Source organism: Pseudomonas sp. NPDC090233, from assembly GCF_044772285.1.
Lineage (GTDB): Bacteria > Pseudomonadota > Gammaproteobacteria > Pseudomonadales > Pseudomonadaceae > Aquipseudomonas.
Map to the genome: position 1 here is coordinate 168,500 of NZ_JBIVYQ010000003.1, position 15,719 is coordinate 184,218.

Genomic DNA, 15,719 nt, shown 5'->3' on the forward strand with positions numbered 1-15,719 from the left:
AGATAACGCCCCTCGTTTTTCCGCCTTGCCTTGCCCCGGAGTTCCCCATGACGGCCCCAGCCGAGCTCTCGCCTACCCTTCAACTGGCCTGCGACCTGATTCGTCGCCCCTCGGTCACCCCCGTCGATGCCGACTGCCAGGCGCAGATGATGAATCGCCTGGGCGCCGTGGGCTTTCAGCTCGAACCGATGCGCATCGAGGACGTCGACAACTTCTGGGCCACCCATGGCAGCCAGGAAGGCCCGGTGCTGTGTTTCGCCGGCCACACCGACGTGGTCCCCACCGGCCCGGTGCAGCAGTGGCAGCATGAGCCGTTCGAGGCGCTGATCGATGCCGACGGCATGCTCTGTGGCCGTGGCGCGGCCGACATGAAAGGCAGCCTGGCCTGCATGGTGGTGGCCAGCGAGCGCTTCGTGCAGGACTACCCGAACCACCGCGGCAAGGTCGCCTTCCTGATCACCAGCGACGAAGAAGGCCCGGCCCATCACGGCACCAAGGCGGTGGTCGAGCGCCTGGTCGCGCGCAATGAGCGCCTGGACTGGTGCATCGTCGGCGAACCGTCGAGCACCACCTTGCTCGGTGACGTGGTCAAGAACGGCCGCCGTGGCTCGCTCGGCGCCAAGCTGACCGTACGCGGCAAACAGGGCCACGTGGCTTACCCGCACCTGGCGCGCAACCCGATTCACCTGGCCGCGCCCGCACTGGCGGAGCTGGCCGCCGAGCACTGGGACGAAGGCAACGCGTTCTTCCCGCCGACCAGCTTCCAGATCTCCAACCTCAATTCCGGCACCGGCGCCACCAACGTGGTGCCGGGCGACCTGACTGCGCTGTTCAACTTCCGCTTCTCCACCGAGTCGACGGTCGAAGGCCTGCAGGCACGGGTGTCGGCCATCCTCGACAAGCACCAGCTGGACTGGTCGATCGACTGGGCGCTGTCGGGCCTGCCGTTCCTGACCGAACCGGGTGAACTGCTCGATGCCGTGTCGGCGAGCATCAAGGGCGTTACCGGCCGCGATACCCAAGCGTCCACCAGCGGTGGCACCTCGGACGGCCGCTTCATCGCCACCATGGGTACTCAGGTGGTCGAGCTGGGCCCGGTCAATGCGACCATTCACCAGGTCGACGAACGCATCCTGGCCAGCGACCTCGACCTGCTGACCGAGATCTACTACCAGACCCTGGTCCGGTTGCTCGCCTGATGCTCGCCTGCCCTCTCTGCCAGGCGGCCCTGACGCGGCTCGACAACGGCGTGGTGTGCCCGGCCGGCCACCGCTTCGACCGTGCCCGCCAGGGTTACCTGAATCTGCTGCCGGTGCAGCACAAGAACAGCCGCGACCCGGGCGACAACCAGGCCATGGTCGAAGCACGTCGCGAGTTTCTCGACGCCGGCCACTACGCCCCGGTGGCCCGCCGCCTGGCGGAACTGGCCGCCGAACGCCAGCCCGGCGCCTGGCTCGACATCGGCTGCGGCGAAGGTTATTACACCGCGCAACTGGCCCAGGCGCTGCCACAGGCTGACGGCTATGCCCTGGATATCTCGCGCGAAGCCGTCAAGCGTGCCTGCCGCCGTGATCCTGCTGTCACCTGGATGGTCGCCAGCATGGCCCGCGTGCCGCTGGCCGACGCCAGCTGCCAGTTCATCGCCAGCGTGTTCAGCCCGCTGGACTGGGCCGAGGCCAGGCGCCTGCTCAGCCCAGGCGGCGGCCTGATGCGGGTCGGCCCGACCAGCGGCCACCTGATGGAACTGCGCGAAGTGCTCTACGATGAAGTACGCCCCTACGCCGACGACAAGCACCTGGCACTGGTTCCGGAGGGCATGGTCCACGCCCACGGCGAAATTCTCGAGTTCCGCCTGAGCCTGGCCCAGCCCAAGGCCCGCGCCGACCTGCTGGCGATGACCCCGCACGGCTGGCGTGCCAGCGCCGAGAAGCGCGCCCAGGTGATCGACCAGCCCGAACCGTTCGAGGTCACGGTATCCATGCGTTATGACTATTTCGTGCGCCAAGACTGAGCACACCCGGAGCCCTTATGCGCCAACCTGATATCGAGATTTACCTGAAGGACGCCGACGTCGACCACAAGCAGATTGCCCAGTGGCTGGGCGAAGCAATCGGCCCGTGCAGCGAATGGCAGCAGAAAGGCCAGACCTTCAAATGCAAGGCCGGTAACATTCCGGTCACTTGGTTACCCAAGGCTGTAGGAAAATGGAACAGTCTGTTCCTGGAAAGCGACCAGACTCCATGGGACGATGACATCGCCTGTGCCCGCGCCGCGTTCGCCGCATTGGGCGTCGAGGTACGCTGCGCACCGGGTGGCTGGGTCGAGGAAGATGGCGAAGAAGATGCCGACCGTTGGGTCCGCATCAGCGCCGACGGTGAAGAGGAAATCACCTGGCGCACTAGCTGAAACGGGTATGCATCAGGCTGCAAGTCACACGGTCAACTTGCAGCTTGAGGCTTATCACATGAGGCTCAGAGCCCGATTACATCCTCGGCTTGCAGGCCTTTCTGGCCCTGCACGCAGGAGTACTCGACCCGCTGCCCTTCGACCAGGGTACGATGCCCCTCACCGCGGATCGCCCGATAGTGGACGAACACATCCGCACCACCTTCGCGCTGAATGAAGCCAAAGCCTTTGGCATCGTTGAACCACTTTACATTCCCAGTCTCACGAGACGACATCTGAACTACTCCGGATTTTTATTGTGAAGATCGCCTTGCAGACACAGGGTTTCCTCCCTGCGCCGACGCCGCTTGCCGAAATATCCTGCAAGGGGCAGGCCGAGTATATGACACAGAACAAAGATTTTTCATGACCGCCGCGCCATTTGCAGGTTTTTGCTGAACTTACGCAGATACGGCAGACTAACTGATTGCACACTCACTAATAATTACCCTCAGGGCACACACCCCATGACCCGTTCTCCCCTGCGCCGCTTGATCTTCGGCGCTTTGCGTCGCCTGTTGTACCTGTGGGTGCGCTCCGAGACCATCAATCAGTCCGCCATGCGCCTGCAGCTCGACCGCAGCCGCCCGGTGTTCTACGCCCTGCCTTCGCCGTCGCTCACCGACCTGGCCGTGCTCGACCATGAATGCACCAAAGCGGGGCTGCCGCGCCCGGTATTGCCGGTGGCGGTCGGCTCGCTGCACGAACCTGCCGGCTTCTTCTACCTCACCCCCGACCCCGACTGGCTCGGCCGCCACGACAAGCGCGGCGCGCCGCCAACCCTTGAGCGGGTTATCGGCGCGGTCAACCAGCACCCCGAAGAAGACGCGCAGATCATCCCGGTCAGCGTGTTCTGGGGCCAGACCCCGGCCAGCGAATCCAGCCCGTGGAAGCTGCTGTTCGCCGACAGCTGGGCAGTCACCGGGCGCCTGCGCCGGCTGTTGACCATCCTGATCCTCGGGCGCAAGACCCGCGTGCAGTTTTCCGCACCGATCCACGTACGCGAGCTGGTGCAGCACAACAAAGGCCACGAACGTACCGTGCGCATGGCCCAGCGCCTGATGCGCGTGCATTTCCGCAACCTCAAGACCGCAGTGATCGGCCCTGATATTTCGCACCGGCGCAACCTGGTCAAGGGCCTGGTGCATGCGCCGATGGTGCGCCAAGCCATCAGTGACGAAGCGCAGCGGGAAAACATGCCGCTTGCCAAGGCCGAGGCTCAGGCCCTGCGCTACGGCAACGAGATCGCCTCGGACTACACCTACACCGCCATCCGCTTCCTCGAAGTGGTGCTCAGCTGGTTCTGGAACAAGATCTACGACGGCATCAAGGTCAACCACATCGAGCAAGTGCAGGGCATCGCACCGGGTCACGAAGTGATCTACGTCCCCTGCCACCGCAGCCACATCGACTATCTGCTGCTGTCCTACCTGCTGTTCCGCAATGGCCTGACGCCGCCGCACATCGCCGCCGGCATCAACCTCAACATGCCGGTGATCGGCGGCCTGCTGCGCCGTGGCGGCGCTTTCTTCATGCGCCGCACGTTCAAGGGCAACCCGCTGTACACCGCGGTGTTCAACGAATACCTGCACACGTTGTTCACCAAGGGCTTTCCGGTCGAATACTTCGTCGAGGGCGGGCGCTCGCGTACAGGGCGCATGCTGCAGCCGCGCACCGGGATGCTGGCGATCACCCTGCGCAGCTTCCTTCGCTCATCGCGCACGCCGATCGTCTTCGTGCCGGTGTACATCGGCTACGAGCGGGTATTGGAAGGCCGTACCTACCTGGGTGAACTGCGCGGGGCCAGCAAGAAAAAAGAGTCGATCTTCGACATCTTCAAGGTCATCGGTGCCCTGAAGCAGCGCTTCGGCCAGGTCTACGTCAACTTTGGCGAGCCCATCCGCCTGGCAGGCTTCCTCGATCAGCAGCAACCCGGTTGGCGCGAGCAGGAACTGGGCCCGCAGTTCCGCCCGGCCTGGCTCAACGAAACCACTACCCGCCTGGGCGAAACCGTGGCCCGCCACCTCAACGAAGCGGCGGCGGTCAACCCGGTCAACCTGGTGGCGCTGGCGCTGCTGTCCACCAGCCGCCTGGCGCTGGACGAAAGTGCATTGACCCGCGTGCTCGACCTGTACCTGGCGTTGCTGCGCAAGGTGCCCTATTCCGAACACACGACCTTGCCGGACGGTGACGGCAAGGCGCTGATCGAACACGTCAGGAGCATGGACCTGCTCGCCGAGCAGAAGGACGCACTTGGCCGCATCCTCTACCTGGATGAAGCAAACGCGGTATTGATGACCTATTACCGCAACAATGTGCTGCACATCTTTGCCTTGCCGGCGCTGTTGGCGAGCTTCTTCCACAGCAGCTCGCGGATGAACCGTGAACTGCTCGGCCAGTACGTGCATGCACTCTACCCATACCTGCAGGCCGAGCTATTCCTGCGCTGGTCACCCGAGCAGCTGGACGAGGTGATCGACCAGTGGCTGGCCGCGCTGGTCGAACAGGGGCTGCTACGCCAGGAACAAGACAGCTATATACGCCCGGCTCCGAGTTCGCGCCAATTCGTCCTGCTGACCCTGCTGGCCCGCTCCATCACCCAGACGTTGCAACGTTTCTACATGGCCACTTCGCTGCTGCTCAACAGTGGGCAGAACACCCTCAGCGCCGAAGAACTGGAAGACCTGTGCGTGATGATGGCTCAACGACTTTCGATCCTGCACGGTCTCAATGCCCCGGAGTTCTTCGACAAGACCCTGTTCCGCCACTTCATCCAGACCCTGATCGAGCAGGGCGTGCTGCGCCCGGACAGCAATGGCAGGCTGGGCTACCACGACAAACTGGGAGAACTGGCCGAGGGCGTGGCCAAGCGCGTGCTGTCTGCCGAGTTGCGGCTGTCGATCCGCCAGGTCGCACTGCACCGCGACGAGCCGATGGATACCGTGCAAGGGTAGGCCTTCATTCTGCAGCGAGCCCTTGAGGGGGATCAGGATAAGCACTGCTGCACCCTGAATCCCTCTTAAGGAGTCGCAACATGGCACATTCCCCAAGCACAAATGACACCATCGAAATAGTTGGCACCGTCGTCAGCCCAGCGCTGCCGAACTATCAGGAAAGCCACGGAGTCGGCGCGCCACGCATCGACGTCAAATTGTTTGCAAGGTCCGACAAGCAGGTGTTTTCGACACTTAGCCTGCAGGCCAGCGGCTCTCCTGTTACCTTTCACCTCTCGGTCCCCCGCAAAGTGGTGGAGGCTTCACGGGCGTTGGCGCTGATGGCAGAGTGCACGCCCTACACGGGTGACGAAACGATCATCGCCAATGTGCAGGCGAACATCGATTTGAACGACACCAAAGACCACGCCCCGTTTGAACTCATCCTGCAACCCACCAGCGCATTTCCCCACAATGACCCGGGGAAAGAGCCAGGGACAACGTCCATGCACACCTTGCACGGTAGCGTGAATATTCCGCCCAACTGTCAGCATGCTGATGCGACATTGCAAGTCGGCTTGTATCTCGTTCAGGAAGATGGCGAAAGCAACCAATACTCCAGCAACATTGCCGAGTACCAAGCAGCCGCCAACCAGCCTACGGTAAACTTTGCGCTTGCTTTCGACAGCAATACTTTCCCTTCTGGACAAATACTGAGTATCAGCGCGTTTGTCTACGATCATCGCGCTGAATCGGTCTGCGCCGGTCGCTCCATTGACTACCCTGACCTGGCGTCCCCTCCGGATCTCAGCTCGATCGAACTGACGCTCCGCGCAGATACCGATCAATCGCACTAACCACCCGACCGGAAAAATCCGCTAAAGTCCCTGGGGTTGGCCACAAGCCAACCCCAAGGACACCGGAGATTCCATGAAAAAGCTCGTAATGCTGTGTTGCGCATCCCTGCTCGCAGCCTGCTCCAGCCACACCCCGTCGACCCAGGCCAGCCTGGATGGCGAAGTCTTCTACCTGCAGCGCATCGCCCTGCCGCCCGCCGCCACCCTGAGCGTGGAACTGCAGGACGTGTCGCTGATGGACGCCCCCGCCGTGACCCTGGCGCGCCAGGCCGGCCCGGTCAAAGGCAACGTGCCGCTGCCGTTCCACCTCACCTACGACCCGGCCCAGGTCAAGCCCGGCCACCGCTACGCGGTCAGCGCGCGCATCGAACTGGACGGCAAGCTGCTGTTCATCAACACCGAACACCACGGCGTCAAGCTCGATGGCAGCGACGCACAGCGGGTACGGATCAAAGTCGATCCCGTACGCTGACATCCGCCTACTTCTGTTGAAAGGGAACATTTCATGATTCGCTCCTCCCTGCGCTTCACCACCCTGTGCGCCGGCCTGCTGCTGTCCGCCAGCGCCCTGGCCCTGTCACTGGGCGACCTGACCCAGAAGGACGCCACCGGCGGCCTGAAAGATGCTCTGACCCAAGGTGCCCAGGTCGCCGTCAAGCAACTGAGCACCCCAGGTGGTTTCAGCAACAACCCGGACGTGCGCATCGAACTGCCAGGTAACCTCGGCAAGGCCGCCAAGGCCATGAAGATGTTTGGCAAAGGTGACCAGGTCACGGCCCTGGAAGACAGCATGAACAAGGCCGCCGAGGCGGCGGTACCGCAAGCCCAGGCGATCCTGGTGGATGCGGTGAAGAACATGAGCGTGACCGACGCCAAAGGCATTCTCAGCGGGGGCGATGATTCGGCCACGCAGTACCTGAACAAGAGCAGCCGCGAGCAGATTCGCGCGAAATTCCTGCCGATCGTCAAGGCCGCGACCGACAAGGTGGGCGTGGTCCAGCAATACAACAACTTTGCCGGCCAGGCCTCAGCCCTGGGGTTGGGTGACGCGAAGAGCGCCAACGTCGAAAGCTATGTGACCGAAAAGGCCCTGGATGGCCTGTTCGAAATGATCGCCAAGCAGGAACAGGGCATTCGCCAGAACCCGGCCCAGGCAGCTACCAGCCTGGCCAAGAAGGTGTTCGGCACCCTTTGATGGCCTGGGGGGGGCGCTTTTGCGCCCCATTCGCGGGGCAAGCCCGCTCCCACAGAGGCCTCAGATAATCCTGTGGGAGCGGGCTTGCCGAGACGTCGGACCGCCCGCGAATGGAGGGCAACGCCCTCCCCTGCAATTTTCAGCCTTTCTTGACCCGGAACCACGCCGCATACAACGCCGGCAGGAACAGTAGCGTCAACACCGTGGCCACGATCAACCCGCCCATGATCGCCACTGCCATCGGCCCGTAGAACACGCTGCGCGACAGCGGAATCATCGCCAGCACCGCCGCCAGCGCGGTCAGCACGATCGGCCGGAAGCGCCGCACCGTGGCTTCAATAATGGCCTGCCAACGGTCCAGCCCCGAAGCGATGTCCTGTTCGATCTGGTCCACCAGGATCACCGAGTTGCGCATGATCATCCCCGCCAGAGCAATGGTCCCGAGCATGGCGACGAAGCCGAATGGCTGGCGGAACACCAGCAGGAACAGCGTTACGCCGATCAGCCCCAGGGGCGCGGTGAGGAACACCATCACCGTGCGCGAGAAACTGCGCAACTGGATCATCAGCAAGCTCAACACCACCACGATGAACAGCGGCATGCCGGCATTCACCGACTTCTGCCCCCGCTCGGAATCCTCGACGGTGCCGCCCACTTCCAGCAGGTAGCCATCCGGCAGCCTGGCCTTGATTTCACTCAAGGTCGGCTCGATCTGCCGCACCAGGGTCGCTGGCTGCTGCTTGTCGTAAATGTCGGCGCGCACGGTCACCGTCGGCAGTCGGTTGCGGTGCCAGATGATGCCTTCCTCGAAGCCATATTCCAGAGTCGCCACCTGCGACAGCGCCACGCTCTGGCCATTGTCGGTGGGCAGCGCCAGGCTGCCGAGGCTGCCCAGTTCGCCGCGTTCTTTCTGCGTGCCACGCAGGAGGATTTCGATCAGCTCGTTGTCCTCGCGGTATTGGCTGACCGTGGTGCCGGTCAGCGAGCTTTGCAGGAAGCTGGACAAATGCGCGGTGCTGACGCCAAGCGCTCGGGCGCGGTCCTGGTCGATCGTCAGGAACACTGCCTTGCTGGGTTCTTCCCAGTCCAGATGGACGTTCACCACATGCGGGTTTTCACGCACCTTGTCCGCCACTTCACGGGCCAGGGCGCGGGCTTTCTCGATATGTTCGCCGGTTACCCTGAACTGCACCGGGTAACCCACGGGCGGGCCGTTCTCCAGGCGCGTGACGCGTGCGCGCAGGTCGGGGAACTGCTGATCGACCGTGTTAATCAGCCAGCTGCGCAAGCGCTCGCGGTCCTCCATCGACTTGGCCAGCACGACGAACTGGGCGAAGCTGGCAGCGGGCAGTTGTTGGTCGAGGGGCAGGTAGAAGCGAGGCGAGCCAGTGCCGACGTAGGCCACATAGTTGTCGATGCCTTCCTGCTGCTTGAGCAGTGCCTCCAGCTGCTTGACCCGCTCGGCCGTGTTGGCCAGCGATGCCCCTTCGGCCAGCTTGAGGTCGACCATCAGCTCCGGTCGCCCGGAGGCCGGGAAGAATTGCTGGGGCACGAAGCGGAACAACAGGATGCTGCCGACGAAGGCCGCGATGGTCAGCAGGATGACAGTTTTGCGCCGCCGCACGCACCACTCCACCACGCGTCGCACACGCTGGTAGAAAGGTGTGGCATACGGGTCTGGGGCCTGCCCGTCGCTACCGTGGCGCTTGGCAGGCAATTTGGCCAGATCCGGCAGCAGCCGTTCACCCAGGTAAGGAACGAACACCACTGCCGCGACCCACGAGGTCAGCAGCGCGATGGTCACCACCTGGAAGATCGAGCGGGTGTATTCGCCGGTGCTCGACGCCGCCGTGGCAATCGGCAGAAAGCCGGCAGCGGTGATCAAGGTGCCCGTGAGCATCGGGAACGCCGTGCTGGTCCAGGCGTAGCTGGCTGCCTTGAGCCGGTCGTAGCCCTGCTCCATCTTGATCGCCATCATCTCCACGGCAATGATCGCGTCGTCCACTAGCAGGCCCAAGGCCAACACCAGCGCACCGAGCGAAATCTTGTGCAGGCCGATGCCGAAGTAATGCATGGCGGCAAACGTCATGGCCAGCACCAGCGGAATGGCCAGGGCCACCACCAGGCCGGTGCGCAGGCCCAGCGAGAAGAAACTCACCAGCAGCACGATGATCAGCGCCTCGACCAGCACCTGGACGAACTCGCCGACACCCGCCTTGACCGCCGCCGGCTGGTCGGACACCTTGCGCAGTTCCATGCCGGCCGGCAGGTTGCGCGCCAGGCGCTCGAACTCACCCTCCAGGGCCTTGCCCAGCACCAGGATGTCACCGCCGTCCTTCATCGACACGGCCAGGCCAATCGCGTCCTCGCCCATGAAGCGCATGCGCGGCGCGGGCGGGTCGTTGAAACCACGGTGCACGTCGGCGACGTCACCGATGCGGAACGTGCGATCACCGACGCGGATGGGGAACTGGCGAATCTGTTCGACGCTGTCGAACTGCCCGCTGACCCTCAACTGCAAACGCTCGCTGGGGGTTTCGAAAAACCCGGCGGTGCTCACCGCGTTCTGCTCACGCAGGGCTTGCTGCACGGCCTGCAACGGCACGCCGAGGGTGGCCAGCTTGAGGTTGGACAGTTCGATCCAGATTTTTTCGTCCTGCAGGCCGACCAGCTCGACCTTGCCTACGTCCTTGACCCGCTGCAGCTGGATCTGGATGCGGTCGGCGTAATCCTTGAGCACCGCGTAGTCGAAGCCGGCGCCGGTCAGCGCATAGATATTGCCGAAGGTGGTACCGAACTCGTCATTGAAGAACGGCCCCTGGATTTCCGGGGGCAAGGTGTGGCGAATGTCCGCGACCTTCTTGCGGATCTGGTACCACAACTCGGGGATGTCCTTGGAATGCAGCGAATCGCGGGCCATGAAGGTCACCTGCGATTCGCCGGGGCGTGAGAACGAGACGATTTTCTCGTACTCGCCGGTCTCCATCAGCTTCTTCTCGATGCGTTCGGTGACCTGGCGCGACACTTCCTCGGCCGTGGCGCCCGGCCACAGGGTACGGATGACCATGGCCTTGAAAGTGAACGGCGGGTCCTCGCTCTGGCCGAGCTTGGTGTAAGACATGGCGCCAATGGCAGCCAGCAGGATCATCAGGAACAGCACGATCTGGCGATTGCGCAGCGCCCAGGCGGAAAGGTTGAAACCCATCGGGACTTACTCCTTGGCCGTCAGGTTCACCACACGGTTGGTGCGATCCACAGGTCGCACCTCCTGTCCTTCGCGCAGCACATGGCCGCCAGCGGCGACCACCCAGTCGCCAGGGTTCAACCCTTCCAGCACCGGCACACTGTCCGTGCCATAAGCCCCCAGGCGCACCGTGACACGCTCAAGGCGACGCTCCGGGTTGACTCGCCAGACATAGGCCTGGCCGTTCTCGGCAGTGACCGCCGACAGCGGCACGGCCAATGGGATCAGCCCATCGTGGGCGATGAACACGCGTGCGCTCTGACCAATGTCCGCTGGCACCTTGGCCGAGGTGAAGGCGATGCGTGCGGCGAACGTGCGCGAGCGCGGGTCGGCCGCCGGCGACAGCTCACGGATACGCCCCGGGAAGCGCTCGTTGCCGTGCGACCACAGCTCGACGCTGACTTCCTGGCCCACGGCGAAGCGGGCGAACTGCTGCTCTGGCAGGCCGATGACCACTTCCCGCTCGCCGTCGGCGGCCAGGGTGAACACCGTCTGCCCGGCGGCGACCACCTGGCCGACCTCGACCTGGCGCTTGGCGATGACCCCGGCCTGGGGTGCTCGCAGCACGGCGTATTCGGCCTGGTTGCCGGCCACGTCGAATTCGGCCTTGGCCTGCTTCAGGCGCGCCAGGCCGGCGCGGTAAAGGTTTTCCGCATTGTCGTAGAGGGAGTGGCTGACCATCTGCCGGTCGAGCAGCTTCTGGTAGCGATCACGCTCGGCGCGCACCAGCGCCAGGTTGGCCTCGGCGGCTGCCAGCTGAGCACGGTTGGCTTCCAATTGCAGGCGCACGTCCTGCGGGTCGAGCTCGGCCAGGGGCTGCTCGGCCTTGACCCGCTGCCCCTCCTCGACCAGGCGCTTGCTGACCTTGCCCGCAATGCGGAACGCAAGCTCCGGCTCCAGGCGCGCACGCACCTCACCCGGGTAGCTGTCGGCGGCCGCTGCGGCCGGCTGCGGCTGGACCACCAGCGCCGGACGCGGCGCCGCCGGGGCGGTGGCTTCCTGGCCGCAGGCTGCCAGGAACAGCACGGCAGCGGCAGGCAGGGCGAGGGACAAGGCATGACGCAACATGATGAATCCTTTCGCGACGAGCGCATCGAATATTTATACTGGCGAGTATATTAAGTCAGGGAACCGAAGCCGGGAAGCCAGCGTCGGAAAGAAAATCAACATTAGCCATGGGCCATTCTCTGACGCCGGAAAGCCGCCGACCCGGTAAGATGTGCGCCCCCTCACCCAGATGCGGACTCCCATGCCCAACGACGCACCCAGCGGCCCAGGTCGCCCCAAGGACCTGGCCAAGCGCGAGGCGATCCTCGAAGCAGCCAAGACGCTGTTCCTCAGCCTTGGCTATGCCAACACCAGCATGGATGCGGTCGCTGCGGCGGCAGGTGTTTCAAAACTCACGGTGTACAGCCACTTCACCGACAAGCAGACGCTGTTCGGCTCGGCGGTCATGGCGACCTGCCAGAACCAGTTGCCGGACCTGATGTTCGAGTACCCGGAGGGCGCGCCTGTGGAAGACGTGCTGCTCAATATCGCCCGGGGCTTTCAGGCGTTGATCAGCAGTGATGAGGCGGTCAAGTTGAGCCGTCTGATCATGGCGCTGGGGAGCCAGGATCCGGGCTTTGGCGAGTTCTTCTATGAGGCTGGCCCGAAGCGCGTGCTGGCGGGGATGGAAGCACTGCTGCGCGGGGTGGCTGAGAGGGGATTGCTGCGCATCGACAATCCGCTGCGAGCGGCGGAGCACTTCTTCTGCCTGGTCAAAGGGGCGCCGGATTATCGGTTGCTGCTAGGGTGTGCGGGGCCGCTTGAAGGTGACGAGGCAGAGGCGCATGTGCGTGAGGTGGTGGGGGTGTTTGTTCGGGCGTTCCAGGCCTGAAGTTTTTGGTTAACTGTGCGGGCCTCATCGCGGATGAATCCGCTCCTACGGCGAGGGTGTGCCTGTAGGAGCGGATTCATCCGCGATGAGGCCCGCACTGGCAACATCAAGCCTTCAGGGCTTTCTTCGGATAAATGTCATACCGACTCGACTTGCCTTCCAGGCTATGGCTGGGCTTCGGCCCCTCGATGATCGGCGCCTTGCGCGGCCGCTTCACCACCACCCGGTGGCTGGCCAGCGCCAGGGCTGCTTCCAGCAACGCCGGAGCATCCAGGTCATCACCGACCAACGGCCGGAACACCCGCATCTCCTTCTTCACCAGCGCGCTCTTGTCACGGTGCGGGAACATCGGGTCAAGGTAAATCACCTGCGGCGGCTCGCCCTCCCAGGCGCGCATGCGTTCGATAGCGTTGCCAGTGAGCAAGCGCATGCGAGCGACGATTGGCCCCACTTCGTGATCGGCGCTGGCCCGCGCCAGGCCGTCTTCCAGCAACGCCGCAATCAGCGGCTGACGCTCGATCAGGGTCATCTGGCAACCCAGGCTGGCCAACACGAACGCGTCCTTGCCCAAGCCCGCCGTGGCATCCAGCACCTGGGGGCGCACGCCTTGAGCGATACCGACCGCCTTGGCTATCATCTGCCCGTTGCCACCGCCAAACTGGCGCCGATGCGCCGCCTCGCCCTCGACGAAATCAACCCGCACCGGCCCCGGTGCCTGCGGCCCCAACTGCTGGATCTGCAGGCCGTCTGCGCCGATCTGCACGGCAAAGCCGGCACGCTCATCGTTCAGCGGCAAGCTCAGCCGCTCAGCCCATGCGGCAGCCTGCTCCGCGTACTCCGGCGCCAGCGCCTCGACTCTCAGCCCTGTGCCCAGCTCTTGCTCTTCCATCACGTCCCGCACTCGAAAATATTGATGACGCCCTTAATGAATTATCGACCACGGCCGATACAGGCAATATCCCGCTATTCTGCCAGAGCACAACGCGCGCGACTGCCATGACAGATACTCTTCCCATCGGCTTGACCTACCTGTCGCCCGTCGGCAACTACGGTCGGCAGAATACCCAGGCACTCGGGGGCGTCAGCCACCTGTGGCAGGATTTCTTTGCCCGCGCCATGGCTGAGCAACAAGCGGTAGAGCCCGACAGTGTCAGCCAGGCGCTGGAGCAGTACGACCAGGACAGCGGCGAACCGATTGGCGGGGCCAGGGCCTTGGCGCTGATCGACGCCCAGCGCGCCTGCCCCGTGCAAGACACCATCGTCGCACCGCCCGAGCCATTGTTCCTGCCCAAGGCCGAGCTAGAAGCCAACCTGCTGGAGCCCGCTCCGGAGCCCTTCAGCGCCGCCGAGATGATCCAGCAACAGCGCCAGCTCGATATCAGCAACACCTGGCTGCGCCCGGTGGTCATGAGCCAGGGCCAGCCTGTCGGCGAACCAGGCCCCGGGCCTTCTCCGCGCCCACTGCACCTGCCCATCGCCGAGTTCGAGATGAACCTGCTCGACCCTGCGCCGGAGCCGTTCGATGAAGCGACCCTGGCCAAACAGCAAAACGACCTGGAATTCGACATGCACTGGGCACGCCCAGTGGTGCTGAACAACGTCCGCGTCCACGCCTGAGGTCAGCGGCAGATCTGCCAGCGCCCCATGTCCAGATGAAAATGATTGTGGTGCGCCGCATTGTAATCCGGGCCCAGCACCGTACTGAAACTTTCGCACGCAGCCTGCTGCACCTCGCGCAAGAATTGCGCCTTCTGCCCACCGGCCTGCCAGTCCCGCGCCAGCACGATGCGTTGGCCATCCTGTAGACGAAAGCCGCTGATATCCAGGGCATTGGCCGTGGCGTGCTGGCTGAGCCGACCTTGCTTGCGGTTATAGACGTTGCGGCAGGCGAAACTGCCCAAGTGATCGACTTGCGCCACGGCTTGACCCAATACGCGCCGCGCCACCGGTTGCAGGCCGTGATTCTCGAACAGCGCATAAGCGACCGCCAACGGGCAGCTGGCCAGAAAGCTGCTGCTCAAGCGCGCATCGCCCTGCTCTATGCGCCAGACGTTCTGCAATGGGCACTTGGCCGATGCGGGGCTGTCGGCTTGCGCCCTGAAACGTAATTGGCTGGCCTCCAGCGCCTCGCGGCACAAACGCGGGTCATCACGTAGACGCGACAGCTTGTAGGGGGTCAGCAGGTTTGGGGGCTGGCGCACATCCAGCGCCGCCCAAGGATTCCAGGCATCCGGCAGACGCCAGCCCGAATACCAGAGCAAACCTGCGAGGACCAGCAGGCCGAACAGCAGGGCCAGTGCGCGCACGCTGCCTCAGCGGCGGAACAGGTCGTTGAGCTCAGCGAACGGCAAAGCCTGCTCGCCATAGCTGAACGTGCCCTGATCGCGGATTTCCAGCGCCGCACGCTGAAATGCCCCCAGCGCGGCACGGGCGAGCGACGAGCCCACGCTGATGCGGCGCACACCCAGGTCCTGCAACTGGTTGACGCTCAACGGCACGCCGGCCAGCCCCATCAGCACATTCACCGGTTTAGGCGCGACTGCCTGAACAACCGCGCGGATCTCGTCGACACTGCGCAAGCCCGGTGCGTAGAGCACATCGGCACCCGCCTCGGCGTAGGCCTGCAGGCGCAAGATGGTGTCGTCCAGGTCCATGCGTCCATGCAGCAGGTTTTCCGCGCGGGCACAGAGCATGAAGGGGAATGGCAGGCTGCGCGCAGCCTGCACCGCAGCACGCACACGCGCCACGGCGAGCTCGAAATCGTAGATGGGTGCATCGCTGCGGCCACTGGCATCTTCGATGGATCCGCCAACCAAACCCGTCTCGGCGGCCCGCAAGATCGTCTGCGCGCAGTCCTCAGGCAGGTCGCCGAAACCATTTTCCAGATCGGCGGCCACCGGCAAGGCCGTGGCGTCGACGATCACGCCGGCGTTGTCCAACGTCTCGTCCAGGCTCAATGCCGCTTCGGCATCCGGCCGCCCGAGGCTGAAAGCCAGACCCGCACTGGTGGTGGCCAGCGCCTCGAAGCCCAGGCTGGCCAGGAGCTTGGCGGAGCCGGCATCCCAGGGGTTGGGGATGACGAAGGCGCCATCGCGCTCGTGCAGCGCCTTGAAGGCTTCGGCACGCAGGGTTTGTACATCCATGGTCACAACCTCCGGCTAGTCGG

At 64.0% G+C, this 15,719-nt stretch carries 15 protein-coding genes; 9 read left to right on the top strand and 6 right to left on the bottom strand.

Going from position 1 to position 15,719, the window contains the following annotated elements; genetic code table 11:
- Positions 1-47 precede the first annotated feature (47 nt).
- From dapE to ACIQUF_RS08905, 3 genes are read left to right on the top strand one after another with little or no spacing between them, the layout of a single operon-like run.
- A complete protein-coding gene (gene dapE, locus ACIQUF_RS08895) occupies positions 48-1,199 on the top strand; it encodes a succinyl-diaminopimelate desuccinylase (RefSeq protein WP_403130665.1) in 1,152 nt (383 codons plus the stop codon).
- Positions 1,199-2,011, top strand: coding sequence for a putative RNA methyltransferase (locus ACIQUF_RS08900; RefSeq protein WP_403130667.1), 813 nt, complete (start codon positions 1,199-1,201; stop codon positions 2,009-2,011). Before dapE ends, ACIQUF_RS08900 begins: the two co-directional genes overlap by 1 nt.
- A gap of 17 nt (positions 2,012-2,028) precedes the next feature.
- Positions 2,029-2,406, top strand: coding sequence for a hypothetical protein (locus tag ACIQUF_RS08905; RefSeq protein WP_403130669.1), 378 nt, complete (start codon positions 2,029-2,031; stop codon positions 2,404-2,406).
- Positions 2,407-2,471: 65 nt separating this feature from the next.
- Here the strand turns inward: ACIQUF_RS08905 and ACIQUF_RS08910 are convergent, their stop codons facing one another.
- Entirely contained in the window at positions 2,472-2,681 is a 210-nt protein-coding gene (locus ACIQUF_RS08910) for a cold-shock protein (protein ID WP_403130671.1), read from the bottom strand.
- A gap of 231 nt (positions 2,682-2,912) precedes the next feature.
- Between ACIQUF_RS08910 and plsB the strand changes: the two genes are divergently transcribed.
- From plsB to ACIQUF_RS08930, 4 genes are all read left to right on the top strand, one after another.
- Positions 2,913-5,399: a glycerol-3-phosphate 1-O-acyltransferase PlsB gene (gene plsB / locus ACIQUF_RS08915; RefSeq protein WP_403130673.1), complete on the top strand. Its 2,487-nt coding sequence runs from the start codon at positions 2,913-2,915 to the stop codon at positions 5,397-5,399.
- A gap of 80 nt (positions 5,400-5,479) precedes the next feature.
- Positions 5,480-6,235, top strand: coding sequence for a hypothetical protein (locus tag ACIQUF_RS08920; protein WP_403130675.1), 756 nt, complete (start codon positions 5,480-5,482; stop codon positions 6,233-6,235).
- 73 nt (positions 6,236-6,308) lie between these two features.
- Positions 6,309-6,707, top strand: a complete 399-nt coding sequence (locus ACIQUF_RS08925) for a YbaY family lipoprotein (RefSeq protein ID WP_403130677.1) — start codon at positions 6,309-6,311, stop codon at positions 6,705-6,707.
- A 33-nt stretch (positions 6,708-6,740) separates the two neighbouring features.
- Entirely contained in the window at positions 6,741-7,430 is a 690-nt protein-coding gene (locus tag ACIQUF_RS08930) for a DUF4197 domain-containing protein (RefSeq protein WP_403130679.1), read from the top strand.
- Between the two features lie 139 nt (positions 7,431-7,569).
- Here the strand turns inward: ACIQUF_RS08930 and ACIQUF_RS08935 are convergent, their stop codons facing one another.
- Together ACIQUF_RS08935 and ACIQUF_RS08940 are read right to left on the bottom strand one after the other, a co-directional pair.
- Positions 7,570-10,635, bottom strand: coding sequence for an efflux RND transporter permease subunit (locus ACIQUF_RS08935; protein WP_403130681.1), 3,066 nt, complete (start codon positions 10,633-10,635; stop codon positions 7,570-7,572).
- A 6-nt stretch (positions 10,636-10,641) separates the two neighbouring features.
- The gene (locus ACIQUF_RS08940; protein ID WP_400803007.1) at positions 10,642-11,742 is read right to left on the bottom strand and encodes an efflux RND transporter periplasmic adaptor subunit; all 1,101 of its coding nucleotides are present in this window, start codon (positions 11,740-11,742) and stop codon (positions 10,642-10,644) included.
- 169 nt (positions 11,743-11,911) lie between these two features.
- On the opposite strand from ACIQUF_RS08940, the gene ACIQUF_RS08945 reads away from it, so the two are divergent.
- Positions 11,912-12,553 (top strand): TetR/AcrR family transcriptional regulator, encoded by a 642-nt coding sequence (locus tag ACIQUF_RS08945; RefSeq protein WP_403131386.1) that lies wholly within the window; start codon positions 11,912-11,914, stop codon positions 12,551-12,553.
- A gap of 106 nt (positions 12,554-12,659) precedes the next feature.
- Here ACIQUF_RS08945 and ACIQUF_RS08950 read toward each other — a convergent pair whose 3' ends face one another.
- Positions 12,660-13,442 carry a class I SAM-dependent methyltransferase gene (locus ACIQUF_RS08950; RefSeq protein ID WP_403131387.1) on the bottom strand — a complete coding sequence of 261 codons (783 nt, stop codon included), beginning with the start codon at positions 13,440-13,442 and terminating at the stop codon, positions 12,660-12,662.
- A 107-nt stretch (positions 13,443-13,549) separates the two neighbouring features.
- On the opposite strand from ACIQUF_RS08950, the gene ACIQUF_RS08955 reads away from it, so the two are divergent.
- Entirely contained in the window at positions 13,550-14,170 is a 621-nt protein-coding gene (locus ACIQUF_RS08955) for an energy transducer TonB (protein WP_403130683.1), read from the top strand.
- A 2-nt stretch (positions 14,171-14,172) separates the two neighbouring features.
- Here the strand turns inward: ACIQUF_RS08955 and ACIQUF_RS08960 are convergent, their stop codons facing one another.
- The gene (locus ACIQUF_RS08960) at positions 14,173-14,859 is read right to left on the bottom strand and encodes an extensin family protein (protein ID WP_403130686.1); all 687 of its coding nucleotides are present in this window, start codon (positions 14,857-14,859) and stop codon (positions 14,173-14,175) included.
- A gap of 6 nt (positions 14,860-14,865) precedes the next feature.
- Positions 14,866-15,696, bottom strand: a complete 831-nt coding sequence (locus ACIQUF_RS08965; RefSeq protein ID WP_403130689.1) for an oxaloacetate decarboxylase — start codon at positions 15,694-15,696, stop codon at positions 14,866-14,868.
- Between the last annotated feature and the right edge of the window lie 23 nt (positions 15,697-15,719).

What these genes read in the sequence shown, in the direction of transcription:
- dapE (WP_403130665.1), top strand. Translation starts at nt 48, where the DNA reads ATGACGGCCCCAGCCGAGCTCTCGCCTACCCTTCAACTGGCCTGCGAC.
- ACIQUF_RS08900 (WP_403130667.1), top strand. Translation starts at nt 1,199, where the DNA reads ATGCTCGCCTGCCCTCTCTGCCAGGCGGCCCTGACGCGGCTCGACAAC.
- ACIQUF_RS08905 (WP_403130669.1), top strand. Translation starts at nt 2,029, where the DNA reads ATGCGCCAACCTGATATCGAGATTTACCTGAAGGACGCCGACGTCGAC.
- ACIQUF_RS08910 (WP_403130671.1), bottom strand. Translation starts at nt 2,681, where the DNA reads ATGTCGTCTCGTGAGACTGGGAATGTAAAGTGGTTCAACGATGCCAAA.
- plsB (WP_403130673.1), top strand. Translation starts at nt 2,913, where the DNA reads ATGACCCGTTCTCCCCTGCGCCGCTTGATCTTCGGCGCTTTGCGTCGC.
- ACIQUF_RS08920 (WP_403130675.1), top strand. Translation starts at nt 5,480, where the DNA reads ATGGCACATTCCCCAAGCACAAATGACACCATCGAAATAGTTGGCACC.
- ACIQUF_RS08925 (WP_403130677.1), top strand. Translation starts at nt 6,309, where the DNA reads ATGAAAAAGCTCGTAATGCTGTGTTGCGCATCCCTGCTCGCAGCCTGC.
- ACIQUF_RS08930 (WP_403130679.1), top strand. Translation starts at nt 6,741, where the DNA reads ATGATTCGCTCCTCCCTGCGCTTCACCACCCTGTGCGCCGGCCTGCTG.
- ACIQUF_RS08935 (WP_403130681.1), bottom strand. Translation starts at nt 10,635, where the DNA reads ATGGGTTTCAACCTTTCCGCCTGGGCGCTGCGCAATCGCCAGATCGTG.
- ACIQUF_RS08940 (WP_400803007.1), bottom strand. Translation starts at nt 11,742, where the DNA reads ATGTTGCGTCATGCCTTGTCCCTCGCCCTGCCTGCCGCTGCCGTGCTG.
- ACIQUF_RS08945 (WP_403131386.1), top strand. Translation starts at nt 11,912, where the DNA reads ATGCGGACTCCCATGCCCAACGACGCACCCAGCGGCCCAGGTCGCCCC.
- ACIQUF_RS08950 (WP_403131387.1), bottom strand. Translation starts at nt 13,442, where the DNA reads ATGGAAGAGCAAGAGCTGGGCACAGGGCTGAGAGTCGAGGCGCTGGCG.
- ACIQUF_RS08955 (WP_403130683.1), top strand. Translation starts at nt 13,550, where the DNA reads ATGACAGATACTCTTCCCATCGGCTTGACCTACCTGTCGCCCGTCGGC.
- ACIQUF_RS08965 (WP_403130689.1), bottom strand. Translation starts at nt 15,696, where the DNA reads ATGGATGTACAAACCCTGCGTGCCGAAGCCTTCAAGGCGCTGCACGAG.